Origin of the sequence: Butyrivibrio sp. AC2005, assembly GCF_000424145.1 — a bacterium.
Taxonomy (GTDB): Bacteria; Bacillota; Clostridia; order Lachnospirales; family Lachnospiraceae; genus Butyrivibrio.
Window position 1 is genome coordinate 11853 of the sequence record NZ_AUJI01000029.1, and the last position, 14994, is coordinate 26846.

General features: G+C 34.1%; 11 protein-coding genes and 1 pseudogene. All 12 read left to right on the plus strand.

The features are described 5' to 3' along the window. The first annotated feature begins 471 nt into the window (after positions 1 to 471). Entirely contained in the window at positions 472 to 1245 is a 774-nt protein-coding gene (locus tag G602_RS0108350; protein WP_155829735.1) for a hypothetical protein, read from the plus strand. 211 nt (positions 1246 to 1456) lie between these two features. Beyond that, positions 1457 to 2056 (plus strand): annotated as a pseudogene (locus G602_RS31400) (DUF2625 family protein). 182 nt (positions 2057 to 2238) lie between these two features. Then, positions 2239 to 3090 (plus strand): hypothetical protein, encoded by an 852-nt coding sequence (locus G602_RS0108360; protein WP_026658600.1) that lies wholly within the window; start codon positions 2239 to 2241, stop codon positions 3088 to 3090. Positions 3091 to 3271: 181 nt separating this feature from the next. After that, positions 3272 to 3493 (plus strand): hypothetical protein, encoded by a 222-nt coding sequence (locus G602_RS25825; protein WP_044931572.1) that lies wholly within the window; start codon positions 3272 to 3274, stop codon positions 3491 to 3493. A gap of 189 nt (positions 3494 to 3682) precedes the next feature. Continuing rightward, a complete protein-coding gene (locus tag G602_RS0108370) occupies positions 3683 to 5044 on the plus strand; it encodes a transglutaminase domain-containing protein (protein ID WP_026658601.1) in 1362 nt (453 codons plus the stop codon). Next, on the plus strand, positions 5045 to 8155 hold the full coding sequence (locus G602_RS0108375) for a clostripain-related cysteine peptidase (RefSeq protein ID WP_026658602.1): 3111 nt from the start codon (positions 5045 to 5047) through the stop codon (positions 8153 to 8155). Positions 8156 to 8380: 225 nt separating this feature from the next. Next, positions 8381 to 9883, plus strand: a complete 1503-nt coding sequence (locus tag G602_RS0108380; protein WP_026658603.1) for a TPM domain-containing protein — start codon at positions 8381 to 8383, stop codon at positions 9881 to 9883. A 20-nt stretch (positions 9884 to 9903) separates the two neighbouring features. Further along, positions 9904 to 10056, plus strand: coding sequence for a hypothetical protein (locus G602_RS30245; protein ID WP_155829737.1), 153 nt, complete (start codon positions 9904 to 9906; stop codon positions 10054 to 10056). Between the two features lie 185 nt (positions 10057 to 10241). After that, a complete protein-coding gene (locus G602_RS0108390; protein WP_242835539.1) occupies positions 10242 to 10991 on the plus strand; it encodes an RNA polymerase sigma factor in 750 nt (249 codons plus the stop codon). Beyond that, positions 10984 to 11808, plus strand: a complete 825-nt coding sequence (locus G602_RS0108395) for a hypothetical protein (protein WP_155829739.1) — start codon at positions 10984 to 10986, stop codon at positions 11806 to 11808. The genes G602_RS0108390 and G602_RS0108395 overlap by 8 nt, the downstream gene beginning before the upstream one ends. Positions 11809 to 11962: 154 nt before the next feature. Further along, on the plus strand, positions 11963 to 14053 hold the full coding sequence (locus G602_RS0108400) for a peptidoglycan DD-metalloendopeptidase family protein (RefSeq protein WP_081675910.1): 2091 nt from the start codon (positions 11963 to 11965) through the stop codon (positions 14051 to 14053). Positions 14054 to 14376: 323 nt separating this feature from the next. Beyond that, positions 14377 to 14973, plus strand: coding sequence for a hypothetical protein (locus G602_RS0108405; protein WP_026658608.1), 597 nt, complete (start codon positions 14377 to 14379; stop codon positions 14971 to 14973). The last annotated feature ends 21 nt before the right edge of the window (positions 14974 to 14994 follow it).

Genomic DNA, 14994 nt, shown 5'->3' on the forward strand with positions numbered 1-14994 from the left:
AACCACTTAAAAGGGAAAACTACATGCAAAAAACAACATAAGATTAACACTGGTTTCAAAAGCGTGCATGAGAAGTATAAATCCCTTGCACGCTTTTATAAAATCTAATTCGTTTGAACATGTGAATTCGATTATTATTATTCAGTTTTTTCACTATTAAATCTAAATTGAAATAAGTTTTCTATACACTGGATGTCTTCATTACTAAGTCCCTTTTTTATGCGTTGATATAATGAAGGAAAGATTTTATATCAGTTATTAGTTCCCTGAACGCTAAAGAATTATTGGCTTTCATATCACTGTTGCTAAGCCAATTAGAGGAAGTTGGCACTTTGGCAATCCTAAGTGAACATGGGTAGGATGATATAACATAGTTGGTGCGATATTTCTCAAGTACTGCTACAATTATCTTTAAGAAATTCCATGCTTTTTTTTGAAGTGGGATTATTACTTGACGGAAAGGGTTTTCTTATGACTACATTTAGAAAATTAGAATGTAAATGCGCTATTTGCGGAACAACAAGTGAATTTGACGTGCTTTCCAGCTCAAATACCTGCGATGGAGGCCCTGATTTAGACACAAGGCCTGCCGAGATGTATAGAAGTACTATGCACTTATGGCTACAGGAATGCCCGAAGTGTAAGTATGTTTCCGGTAATATTTCTGATAGGCACAATATTTCTAGAGAATGGCTTAACTCTAATAGCTATCGCTGGTGTGATGGTCACTTTTTTATGTCATCTTTAGCCAAACGCTTCTATAGGCATTACCTTATTGCAATGGAATCGAAAGATTATAAGGAGGCCTTTTATGCTATCCTGCACTGTGCCTGGGTTTGTGATGATAAGAAAGATATACGAAATGCAATACGCTGTAGAAAATTGGCACTTCCTTTAGTGACGGACATGATAGAAGATGATTATTATTCAGACAATTATAGCTCCCAGAGCAATGATGCTAGTTTAATACTGTTAAAAGCAGACATCATGAGACGTGCTAAGCGTTTTAATGAAGTGGTTAATGAATTCTCATCCAAGAGATTAAGCGATGATCGCATGAACGATTATCTCCAATTTGAGATAGAGAAAGCGAAAGCAAAGGACAATAAGTGTTATTGCACGGATGATGTGCCTTTCACAAATCACAGACCTACATATAGAAAACGCCCTGAAAACAGTACTAGTGATATGAAAAAGACGGAATCCAATGAAGGATCAGACTTATTTGATTTGCCTTTATTGTAAAATGATATTTTACATGGCTTTTTGGTCACACTTGAAAATGATCATGGAATATGAAGAAGTTCCTGTTAATGGTTTTATTATGCTGACGGGCAGGAGAAATTTTAAAAAATCAAAATAATTTAAGTATTGAAAGCGCCGGCTCAAATTGATATATACCCTCTTTGCTGGTCAAACCAATAAGAAGGGTATTTTTTATGCGTTATAGTTACGAATAAACAATAGTAAAAAGAATGTGAAAATAATTGAGGGATTTGAAGAATCCGGGATTAAGGAGTGTAAAGAATTGAACATTCCGGAGCAGTCACTGCTTTGCACAATTATCTGTAATACAGGTGGAATTATTGTTGATAATTGGGTGAGAATATTGGGACAGGATACTAATTGCGGCAAAGGAGTGATGCACTACAATAGGAATCCGGAGTTCTTAGATGAAACTGATGGATTATTTATTATCGCAAATGATATTGTTGGTGGCTTGTTTGCCATTGATATTAGTAGATTTGACAATGACAATAATAACGTCTGGTACTTTGCTCTGGACACTTTGGAATGAGAAAGCCTTGATTTGCAATACAAAGACTTTGTAGCAGGGGCTTTACACGGGGATATTGATTTATTTTATGAAACTATGAGGTGGAGAGGCTGGGAAAGTGATGCGGAGAAATTATCAGTGGACCAAGGCGTTTTAGTCTATCCTTTTCTTTGGGCTAAAGAATGTCAAATAGAAATAGCAAGCAAAAAGACAGTCTCTTTTGATGAATTGTTTGCATTGAATTTTGAGATGAGGCAAAAATTAATAAGAGGATTCTGATCAAGGTTCCTTTGGAAGAGAGTATGAAAAAATCCATGTAGTATCATATGCTATTATTTGGTTCATAAAGAAAATGTGCTATTGTATTTACATACATATTCTATTTTGTTTAGGATTATCTATTTCATCTTTTGGCTGCTGTTGTATCATATATAGCACAGTAAAAATATCAGGAGGCATAAATGCTACATATCATAGTTCTCAGCAAGGGATATTTCCCTGAAAAATTAAACACTAAGGATACTGCAAAGGACAGGGTCATTGTCATAGCATCAGCAAATGATTCCATACCGGTGTCTGCATATCAGAATGAGATGTTAAGGAATATGGAGGTTAAGCTTCTTCCTGAAATAAAGGATACTTCTGCAGAAGGAAAGAACATTCTTCGTATTGCACAGGCTGTGCTCATCGGGCAGCTCACAGCAACCGAAAAACAATATGAAATTTACACGGATGACGATGCCCTCATAAAAGGAATCTCTCCCTTTACAGGAATCAAAACTTCTTCTAAAAAGCAGCCTCGCAAAAAGGTGAGCATAGAAGTTGAGGTAAAAGAGAAGAGGTCTGAACCCGCTGAGGAGAAGGCTCCAAAGAAACAGGAAGAAAAGAAAAAAACCTCTTCTGAGAAACAGGCTGTAAATGTCTCGGAAAAGGAAGCAAAGGCTGAAACAGTTGAGAAAGAAACAAAATCAGCACCTGCAAAGAAAAGACCCATGATCACAAATAAGATGGCAGATTTTACGCCAAAGCAGGAAAGCATGCCTGAAAAGCAGGAGAAAAAACCAGCTAAAGGTCCGGCAAAAAAGAAGGAAGCCGTAAAGATTCCGACGCTTGCTCAGATTAAAAAGGTACTGGGAGCTTCAAACAGTGGCTATGCTAAGACCTTACTTGAAGTGTGTAAGAATTCCAATCAGATAACATTCGAGATGAATATAAGAATGGAACTTGCCAAAGCAGGACTTGGTTCAGGCACATGTCAGGAGATTGCAAAAACTCTAAACGATGAGTTTGGAAAACAGCTTCCAATAACATAAGAAAATAACCCTTAACTGAATTTTTGAGCACTATGTTCATGGTCAGCTAAGGGTTTTTTATAAAAAAGTGACAGTATTTCTTGGAAAATGCAAGTATACGTAAGTGTATGCTGATAGTATGATCCCGACGGTTCATATAATAGAGAGGGTTTAGTATGTATAAGAACAATGAGTAAATACTGTGGAACAAATATTACATTTTTATTTTAATCCTAAATATTCTCATATCATTTTCTTTTGTATGGTCGCATCTATTATGTCAAAGCATCTTGTAAATATTTGCATAGATGTCACTATAACAGGAGTGATAGTAGGTCTTTTTTCTATTACTTCTCTTATATGCAGGCCTTTTAGCGAGAATCTGGCAGATGCCATTGCTGCAGAGAATCTGTATAAAAAATGAGGGATGAAATTTCGAAATAAAGGATAATTATATGATATAAATGGTTTTTTGGGATCTTTAAACCATCTTAAATTTATTCTTTGTTAATGTTCATAATTTTTTCATTGTAAATTTATTACATTTTTATCTGCTTAGAAGATAATTATATAAATAAGAAAGAGATTCCGATGGGAAATGGAGGAGTAGAAATTGAGAAAAAATCTTATGCAAACAATAATATCCATATTAGTAATTATTCAAATAGTCGGATGTAGTACGTTCACAAAAGCAGACGCACAAAACACAAATGAAATGGCTTCTAACAATGCTGTACGCGTGGATAAAATTGATAATACTACCGAAAAATCAAATGAGAAAAGTGCTAACTTGGAAGAAACGCAGACCTTATCACCAAAGAGGATTGACTCAATGCGATTAGACAAACCAAGTGGGGATATAATTAAGCCTATTGCAATTGAAAAACCGTCAGAAATTAGTAAGGATGAGGCGTTGCAGATGGATCGAGCTATGAGGGCATATGTACCATCGGGGGATTCATTAGTGATAAATAATTCAAATCATTTCTTTTTTTATGAAAATATGAATGAAAATGAGCAGAGTATCTACGATGCAATCATGATGTTAGCTGAGGATCCTACAGATACCAATAACATAATAGTGCATACAACTGATAGTGATGTGCAGGCTGAAGATTTCAACAAGGAACTGAGTGTTGCATATTGGGGGGTAATATATGATCATCCTGAATTATTTTGGCTTTATTATGCGTTGGAAACAGATATTAAAATTCAGTGTTTGCCTAATGAAAATGGTAATTATGATTGTTATTTTTTCTTAAAAGAGCCATATCATAATTATGAAAAAGAAATGAATGCTTTTAATGAAGCAGTAGAAGCATTTCTCGAAGATATAAATATTCAGCAAGACGATTATTTAGTTGCTAAAGACATACACGATAAGCTTATAGATATGGTTTCCTACGATACAGAGGTTGCTGAAAAGCAGACTATTGATCTTGCACATACTGCATATGGAGCTCTTGTTGAAAATAGTAGAGGAAAAAAAAATACTGCGGTTTGTGATGGCTACGCTCAAGCATATTTATATCTCTTACAACAGGCAGGCATAGAAGCAACAGTAGTTCTTGGAATAGGAGGTAGTACTTATACAACAGCAGGTGGACATGCATGGAATATTGTAAAACTAGGAAACGATTGGTATGAAGTTGATTCTACTTGGGATGATTTTGGAGGATGGGATGAAGAAATAGAAAAAGCTGATTTAGACGATCAAAGCAAAAATGTATATCTTGAGGCTCTAAACGATAATGAATATAGAGAGAAGGTAGAGCATTATATGTATAATATTACAACTTCTGATATCAGAGATTTTAGGAGTAGTAGCGTATATGATTATTATACTAAGGATGGTTTGTATGTAATCAATTTGGTTTTTGATAGTGTTCATTTAAGAAGCACAGACATAGATGATGAAACTGTAGACAAATTATTGATGGAAATGATTCCGGAAGCCGAGGGGTTAGAATATTAAATGAGAAAGAGGGGAGCAGCTGTTTTTTTCTGCATATTATTGCTTTTACTGCTTGTTTTTATTGCAAAAAATGCAGGTGAAAACAAGTCTGTACAGGAGCGGAAGCTGGCAAAAGCAGGACAGTGGTATGATCCAACTGAGTCTAATCTTACTATCACAGATTCGCTTCAACCAAATGATAATAGGCAATATACAATTATGATTTATATGATTGGATCAAATCTTGAAAGTCGATTGGGAAATGCTACAAAGGATTTGGAGGAAATTGAGCAGTCTGATTATGATAATGAAAACGTAAATGTTATCGTTTATACAGGTGGTAGCAGAAGGTGGGTTGGCAATGTTCCAAGTGGCTATAATTGTGTTATTGATATGAGCAAAAGTGAGGAGGATCGTATAGTAGCCCATACGGAAGGAAATGCTGATATGGGTGCTGCAGAGACTTTATCAGCATTTGTTAATTTTTGTAGTTCTTATTATCCGGCAGAACATAATGCACTTATTTTTTGGGATCATGGTGGGGGACCTCTTTGGGGATTTGGAGCAGATGAGCTCTTTAATTTAGACGGACTTTTGTTACCTGAAATGCAAAATGCTATGCGAAAAACCATGTATTATGGAGATAAAAAGCTTGATTTTGTTGGTTTTGATGCATGTCTTATGGCATGCATAGAGAGCATGAATGTATGGAAAGAGTTTGCCCAATATTATATAGCTTCTGAAGAATTAGAACCTGGTGATGGGTGGGATTATTCATTTCTTGGCAATATTAGTGATGCTTATTCTGTGAAGGATGTAGCGAATCTCATTATTGATTATTTTGCAGAATATTATAAGCGAGCAGTTTCAGATTTTAATAATCCTGATATAACGCTATCATGCGTGGATTTATCTGCAATCGGTAAGGTTTATGCTTCGCTAGATAAGTTTTCATCTAAGCTTTGGGAAGAGAATAGAGATGGAAAATATTCGGAAATACTAAAAAGTAGAGCAAAAATAAAAGAGCTGGGATTATCTGATGGATTAAGGGAAGGCGAAAAGACATCATCGTATGATCTTGTTGATCTGTCTGATATGACAGATAATTTAGCCTGGATGGATCAGAAAGCAAGTTCGGATCTTTTAGAATCTATTGATAGAGCAGTAGTAAAAACATATAGCAATTTAGATCAAATTTCTGGGATATCTTTATATTATCCTTATGCCAATAAAAGTCAGTACAGACAAAAGGGCACGGATTATAAAAGACTTTCTTCTTCCCTAAATTATAATTATTTTCTCAGCGATTTAACAAACAATTGGCTATCAAATAAAAGAGATAGTTGGAATCTCGGGGATATTTCAGAGGATGAAACTGGCAGGTATATACAATTGTCAGAAACTCAAATTGAAAATATGACCAATGCATATTATTCGGTTTTATCTAAGGATGATACATTTGGATTTCTTCCGGTGCTTGAACAAATGACTATTGAACCAGATCCTAATGGTAGACTATATCTTCCTAGTAGTATAGATGCTGTCGTGATTGATAGTGAGCGTGAGGGGCTTATATGCCCTATAAGGCAAATTGAATCTGGAAGAAAAAGGAACTTATATTCCACGATAGGATTGAGAGCGGACAGTTCACCACTTTTTCTTTCTTATATAGATGGGATTGAATGCCTAGACATTAATATTATTTTTGAAGAAAACCTCGAGAATGGGGAATTATCGATACAGAGTATTAATTCAGCAGATGATAGTATCTCTATGGCGGGAAAAAATACAATAGATATATCAGAATGGAGTGGGATTCAGATTTTATATCATGGGTTAATTCCTAAAAATGATGGATATGGAGAGATGTTACCTTCGTCAGAATGGCTGGATTCAGGTTACTACGGATGGGAAGAAGGTAATTATGGAATGCACCTAGCATTTCATAAATATCCAGTTGAAAAGTGTTCAGCGAAATTCATAGGACAAATTCAAGTCGAAGATTGTTTTGGCGATTTGTATGCCACAAATTATTGTGAATTACCACATAACCCGGATTTTTGTGAAAAAGTATATCAGACAAATAATGGAGAAATTACCTATAGATTATATAAAGATTATGCCATTTGTATGAAATATTCAGGAAGTGATAAAAGTGTTGTACTACCGAAAGAAATTGATGGCATACCGCTTACTAAGATATACAGACAAGCTTTTGGGGGACAAAAAAGTCTTCAAAATCTTAGTATTCCCAGAGGAATAAGAGAAATTGGTAGTGGTGCATTTCAAGAATGCGAAAATCTTGAGAGTGTTAATTTGCCGGATACTCTTAATAAAATCGGTATTGGTATATTTGCTGGATGTAGCAATCTTAAAGAAATTGGCATTGAAGATAACAATGATTATTTTATGATTAAAGATAATATTTTGTTCTCGAAAGATAATAAGATATTATATGCGTGTCCGGCAGCTTTGAGTGGAATATATTTTGTGCCGGAAGGCACGGAAGAAATAGCATATGCAGCATTTTGTAATAGTAGCTTATCGCAGATAGTCCTACCTTCATCATTGCAAAAGATATGCGATTATGCCTTTTATAATGCGCAGCTTGCAGGGATCCCAGTGTTTTCTGATGAATTATCAGAAATTGGAGTGCGTGCATTTGGATGTGGAATAATTGACTCAGACTTAATTCCTGAAAAGCAAGAAGAGATAGTTATTGGAAAAAATGTACTTAAGATTGGTACAGAAGCATTTAGTATGTTTACGGCAAAAAGATTCGAAGTGGATATGGAAAATCCATATTATAGTTCAGTTGAAGGAAATCTAATGAACAAAGCAGGTGATTATCTTATACAATTTGCGACAAGAAAGGGTAATGTAGTAGTTATTCCGAATGGAATCAAAGAATTTACAAAGGAGAGTATGGAATTTTTTGATATTTATAGTGAGCTTTCTACTGATAAGTTAATACATATACAAATACCTTCATCTGTAGAAAGATTTCCAACGGAAGAGTTTGTTTTTAGCGAAAAAATGGTAATCCATTGTGATGAGGGTTCAATGGCGGAGGAGTATGCTATAGAAAATGGTATTTCCTATAGCCATGAAATGTATAACATTTTTCAGTAACAATTTTATGAACAATCGAATGAGTAAGCAATTAGGCTAGAGACTGGTTGCTTACTCTTTATGTTATTCTTTTATGATTATCATAAGATAATGCAAGTTTGGGTTAGTGCCTAACCGACAATTATTTGACTTCTTATTTTTTTCATGTCATGCAACTTTTGTCTGTTGCCATTTGTGTATTAAGTAGAACACGAAACCAACACACATAACAGAGAGGTAAAAAATATGAATATTAAGAAGACGACATCTATTATTGCTACACTAAGTATCATTATATGTGGTGGGTGTAATTCAAAACAAGCACAAGAAAATGTACAAAATCAACTAAATAATTTTAATATGGCTAATAATGATGCTGAAGAGAACACTGATTATAATACAGATACTTATTTAACTAACTCTGATTCATCACAAATTGTTCCTTCAAATGATAATGAAGAAAGCACTTTTACCCAAGTATACGATGGAACTGATACAGACTATTCAGATATGTTTCATTACACAAGTATCGAAGAGGTAAAGGCCAACATAGACTCAAAATATCCAGTTTTTATGATGAATGAATCGGGTTTTGATAACCTTAATCCAGCAGTTTATATACCACTTAATGTAATTGAAACATCCCAACATTCATATTTTTATAATGATGAATTTAGAGAGTCACTACTGATGGATAGTGATTCATATAATAGAATTATAAATGTTAATTCAGATAACCAAATGATTCTTGCTACTTTACATAACAAAAATCAGTATTCATTGTATCCTGTAGATAGTATAAACCATAATGTGGCACCATTTGTAATTAGTAATTGGAAATCGGACTCTAATGAACAGAAGATTTATGTCCGTGATGTACGTTTTCCATATAATTCGATGGAAAGCATAGCAGAAATCAATGGTAACAGTATTCCATTTAATAAAATAAATGAAAATGTAGATCCAGAAGATGACGACGAAGATAGAATGTTTAAGCTATTTGATATGGTTTTAGATGAGAATATAGACTTGCATAGAGCAGCCCCAGATTCAAAAGCGGATGGTGACTACTATTTTACATGTAATAATCCAAATCAGTCGATAGTTCTAGGTACATATAATGATGTTGATTATTCAGAAAATGAAGGATTATTTGATAATTCTTTTCTTATAATTGGAAAACAAGTTATGGTAGAAGATATATCAGAACCTACTAAAGAAGGATATTATATTGTTCACCCTGAATGGTTGGAAAGTGAATATGTAATATTACGTCAATTAGTCTTTGATTCAGAAAACTCTGATGTTCAAGAATATCGCTATTTAATTAAAACAGATTATGCGGAAAATAGCCATATTAACAATAATACATATATAGATAATATAGCTTTACTAGGAACATCAGAAGAAAACGACATAAAAAACTCCATTGGAAATAATGATAATTATGATATTGTGATTTATATTGATTATCGAGATTCTTTCAGTTCCTCAATTAATGAAAATGATTTTGCAAAAGACTATTATTACACAAATCATTTTAAGAATAACGGTATTATGCTTACAGTATTAATGGATAACAACGGTCACTGGGACACTTATTGCATTGACAGATTTGGAGATATGGAGTGGATGATTTCTCAAAGGCGAGTAGATTCTATGATGGACCAATTATACAATTTTTTTGATAATGAAGATTACGCTTCGGGCATAAAATGTTTTGTAGAATCTTTTAAATATCATTCTTAAAAAAGAAAGCGGGGTGATTGTTGGCTGCTGATTATGAAAAGCGCTATTGGCGCGTCAAAGCAACTGGCACCGCTACAGAAGATGAGCAGGATGAAATTATGGATATGGTTAGTGGATACTTAAGAACCAGAGTGTACTATCAGGCATTTGAGAGTGTTATCGAATATGCTTAACAGAAGGGTTTTTCAGAGTGAAAAATATTGTTATACGGGTATAAAATATCGATTTTTAGAGAATGTTTATAAACTTATGCCCTTATTTGGTATAGAATTATAGGAGAAATGAAGGGAAAATAACTGTTATCTGAAATATATAACAAATTATTATCAGAGATACAATAATTCTGTGGGGGAAAGCAGTGGAAAACCATATTCGATGTGTTAATGACAAGTTTTCTATTTTCGGGATGTTCACAATTGTAGGAAATGAACTATTAAGTCTTTTGCGCTTTATTTTGCTTAATCTTATCGTTAGTTGCGAAGAAATCCTTCTTCATTTGGTTTCCCAAGTAGACATTCTTTCTTCAACACGAGTATCTATGACAGGTATTTTTGAAGCAATCAATAATGATTTGCCAGATGATGTTCTGTCAAAATTAGATGATACAAAAGAGAAGGCATCTGATCTAATTGCAAAAAATACAAGAGTGGGATTATTGCTAGATAAATATGGTAATAACATTCTACGTATCGCGTATGTTTATCTCCATAATATGAGTGATGCGGAAGACATTCTACAGGATACACTTATTCAATACATTAGAAAAGCACCTCCTTTTGAAAATGATGCACATGAAAAAGCATGGCTATATAAGGTTGCAGCAAATCTCAGCAAGAATAAAATCGCATATCTTAGCATAAGAAAAACCGATGAATTATCGGAAAACCTTGTAGCGGAGGAGAAAGATGACTTGGCTTTCGTGTGGGAAGCAGTTAAACAGTTATCAGAGACATTTAGAGAGGTCGTCCATCTTTTCTATCATGAGGGATATTCAACAAGGGATATAGCTGGGATTCTTAATAGGAATGAGTCTACTGTACGTTCGGACTTAAAACGAGCAAGAGAACAGTTGAAAAAAATTCTTAAGGAGGCGTATGACTTTGATTAAATATAATGAAGTTATGGAAAATATCAAAGTTACAGATGAAATGCGCCGAAGAATTCTGACAAATATAGAAAAAGAGATAGGCGCTGAGCTTGAAAAACAAGGTGTTCATAATACTTCTGAAGTAATTGATAAGAGTAATAATAGTTATACCAGAAAAAATACATCTGGAAATAAGATTATTCAAATTATCTCAAGATATGGTTCAATGGTAGCTATATTTGTGCTTGTAATAGCAGGTACATATGCTTTTGTTAAGAACATTGGCTTGAACGAAACTGCTCCGGGAATGGATAATACATCGTCATATGAGCAATCAACATCAGAAATGCCGATTGAAATAAATCCTATAGATAAGACTATTATGAACAGTGATAATACTGGTGATATTTCAAATGATATAAAAGAAAACGATGCCCTGACCGACGCTCAGATATTTGATTCTGTTTCTGAGCTTTCGGGAGAACTGGGATTTGAAATTACAGATATTGACATATTGGCTAAAGATGCAGAGTCCATTGACTATTATAAAAGTAATGATGCAGGGATTATTAAATATACAACGGCTAATGATGTAATTACTTATAGCATTTCTCCAACTAATGATTATGCAAAAGGAAGAGAAGAAATAGTAGCTGAAGAATCTTTTGAAACGGAAAAAGTGATTAATACAGATGTAAAGCTATATGGAAAAGAGAATGTGTATAAACTTGTCAGCTGGCAAAATGATGGGTTGTGGTATGTGCTGGAATCCCAAAATGGCATTAGAAAAGAAGAGATTATTCATTTGGTAGAAGTACAACTAAACGAAAAAGAGTAAATAAACAAGCGTTTTATTTAGGAGCATTCATAGTCGAGTGCTCCTTTTTTAGTGGATTTTTTGGAACTCAAAAATATTAAAAGAATTTTTTTAAAATAGAGCAACATATTTTATTTCCTGTTTGTAGTAAGAATAGAACACAAAAAATCTTTCTATGAGAACAGGAGGTAGAATAATGAAACGTATATTGAGATTACTAATTTATTGCCTATGTACCGTGCTTATGGCAATTCTGCTATTGCCGTTAAAAGGATCCGCAGCAAGTATAGTCTCAGGATTTCCATTGCCAGTTACTGGAAATCCGTACTATGTCACAGTTCTTAATCAGTATAGCGATGGAGGTGAACATAGTTCTTACATCAACAAATATGTTTTGGGAAAATCAACTGCTCCCAATGACATAGTTGCAGATATAGCAGCATCATCAGGAACTAGCGTGTATGCTGTTACTGGAGGAACAGTAATAACATCCACCTTTTCTAACGGAGGTGGGAACTATGTAGTAATAAAACACAATGATGGAACATATTCTTATTATGGACACTTAAGCTCAAGATCAGTAGCCAAGGGAAATACAGTTTCGCAGGGTCAGACTATCGGTTACGTAGGAATGACCGGATCAGCAACAGGGTATCATCTTCATTTTGAATGGTCTGGACATGATCCATATTGTGAGTTTGCAGCTAAAGGATATGTACAAATAAGCTCCAATTCAGGAGCAAGTATTCATCCGCACAATCATGGTACGGTAACTCCTGTAGGAGGTGAAATAACATTTTCAAACATGCGAGCAGAAAATGTTACCACTGATGATGCGAAAATAATTGGTACTATAAATAACCCAAGTGGTTCAATGGTTACAAGAGTCTGGGTGATTGTGGAAGAGGAGGGAACCGGTGATCAGTGGAGTTTTTCTGAAAACTGTGGATTAACAAAAACATCATTTAATATGTGGTATACGCTGAAATCAGAATGGAAAGAGCTAAAGGATGGAACAAAGTACTATTACATATTTCAGGCTGAAGTAAATGGTAAATGGTACAGCTCAGGATATTACACTTTTTATACTACTGATACTATATCTCCACAAATAAGTGATGTCAGGGTGGAAAACATAACATCTTCAGGGTATGACGTATCATGTGTTGCAAGTGATAACAAAATGGTAAGCAAAGTTCAATTTCCTACATGGACATCCAACAATGGACAGGATGATCTCATATGGCATGATGCTATCAATCAGGGTGGAAGATATGTATTTCATGTTAATACAGCGGATCATAAGAATGAATCCGGAAGATATATAACGCATATCTATGCATGGGATTCAGATGGTAATAGTTCAAATTCGGAAGTTGAGGTAGACGTACCAACTCCTACAATAAGAGCTGAAAAAGTGAACTTAATTTCCACTCCTGAAAGCCAGGCAACAGCAATCATTTCAGCAACAGTATCTCCGGCAAATGCTACAATCAGTTCGATTTTGTGGAGCAGTTCAAACACAAATGTCGCTGTAGTGCAAAAAGATCCTAACAATCCATTACAAGCAAGGATGATCGGACTATCTACAGGAAACTGCACAATAACAGTAAAAATAAATAATGGTGAGTGCAGTGAGAGCATCGATGTTAAGGTAAATATTGAAGATAGCGACGTTGAAAGTGACGAATTATCTACACTTCAAGAAAACAGTGAGAATAAGGAAGTGATAAAAGAAGATGAAGATTATAAAGAAGATAAACCATCACTCACTATAGGAGATACGACGGAAGTTGAAGGATTAATATATTTAATAAAGGAGAATGATGAGGTGGAAGTTATTTCGGATGAAGGTCTTACTACAAATAACTTGGTTATTCCGGATACAATTGAAGTTGAAAAGAAAACATATATCGTAACTTCTATAGGCAAAGCTGCATTTAGAGATAACAGTTATATTGTATCAGCAAAAATTGGAAATAACATTACGGAAATTAATGACGAAGCTTTTAAAAATTGCAAGTGTCTGAAAAAAGTAATAATTGGGGATGGTGTTACACAGATAGGAAGGAAAACCTTTAATAAATGCAAGAAACTAAAGACGATAGAGATAAAATCCACTTATATTTCAAAGATTGGCAAAAGAGCTTTTTCAGGAGTTGCCAAAAAAGCAAAATTCAGAATCCCTTCATGGAAAATGAAAAAGTATAAGAAACTAATTAAGAAGGCTGGAGCACCAAAAAATGCGAAATATTTATCTGTTTGAAATATTGAGTTTTAGATAATAGCGGAGTTTAATTTCGTAATGTATGGCGAAGATTTGATGCCTATTATGACACTGATGAAGCAGAGAAAAAGACTCAAGAAGTTACTGCAGAAAAGCAGGATTAAAATCCAATTATAGTTTCTTATTGAGACTGCTAGTAATTTATTAGTATATAGATGGAATCATATTGAAGAGTTAAATGCTTTAATTCATAAAGACCAGGCTGTGTAGAGAGAATTCTCTGCCGATTGTTAATAAAAAGTTGGCAGAGGATTCGCTTCACATAACAAATATGATTTGTCATAAATAAGGAGGCTGCATATATGAGATTAATGCGTGTATTGGGCAAAAAACTATTTATGAAATCAGGTTATAAAGGACCAGAATCTGATTCAATTATTTCTAATCCACCATATTATACTTCTGAATCAGCGAGAGTCAGATATTTATTTGAACATCAAGTATTGAGAGATCAGTTCTTCAACTTACCCGATAAAACTGTAGAAACAATATTAAAAAAAGATGGATTACTTACTATATTTCGCATAGCAACTAAATTTAATGGATGTGACAATTCTTATAGTCCAGAAGATTATCATATTGTTTTTATGAGAAAAGATTTAGATATCAATACAATATGCATAGAGTGTCCAAACCCGAAATATACGCCATTATGCTATAGGATTTATATCATATTTTCAGACGACTACACTAATCTCGGGTACTATACGATTGAATGTGGGGTGAATAATAATGCTTTTTTATGTGGGTGGGACGGAGCCAAACATTTGCTGTTTAATGAGATAAAGACACCACCTATGTGGGAAGGCAAAGAAAAGAGTGTGTTTATATCAATCGAAACGTTGATTGTTATTGATCTTCATGCAAAACGATTTAATTTATGTTACGAGGGTAAATAGAAATCATTATTGAAAAAAAAT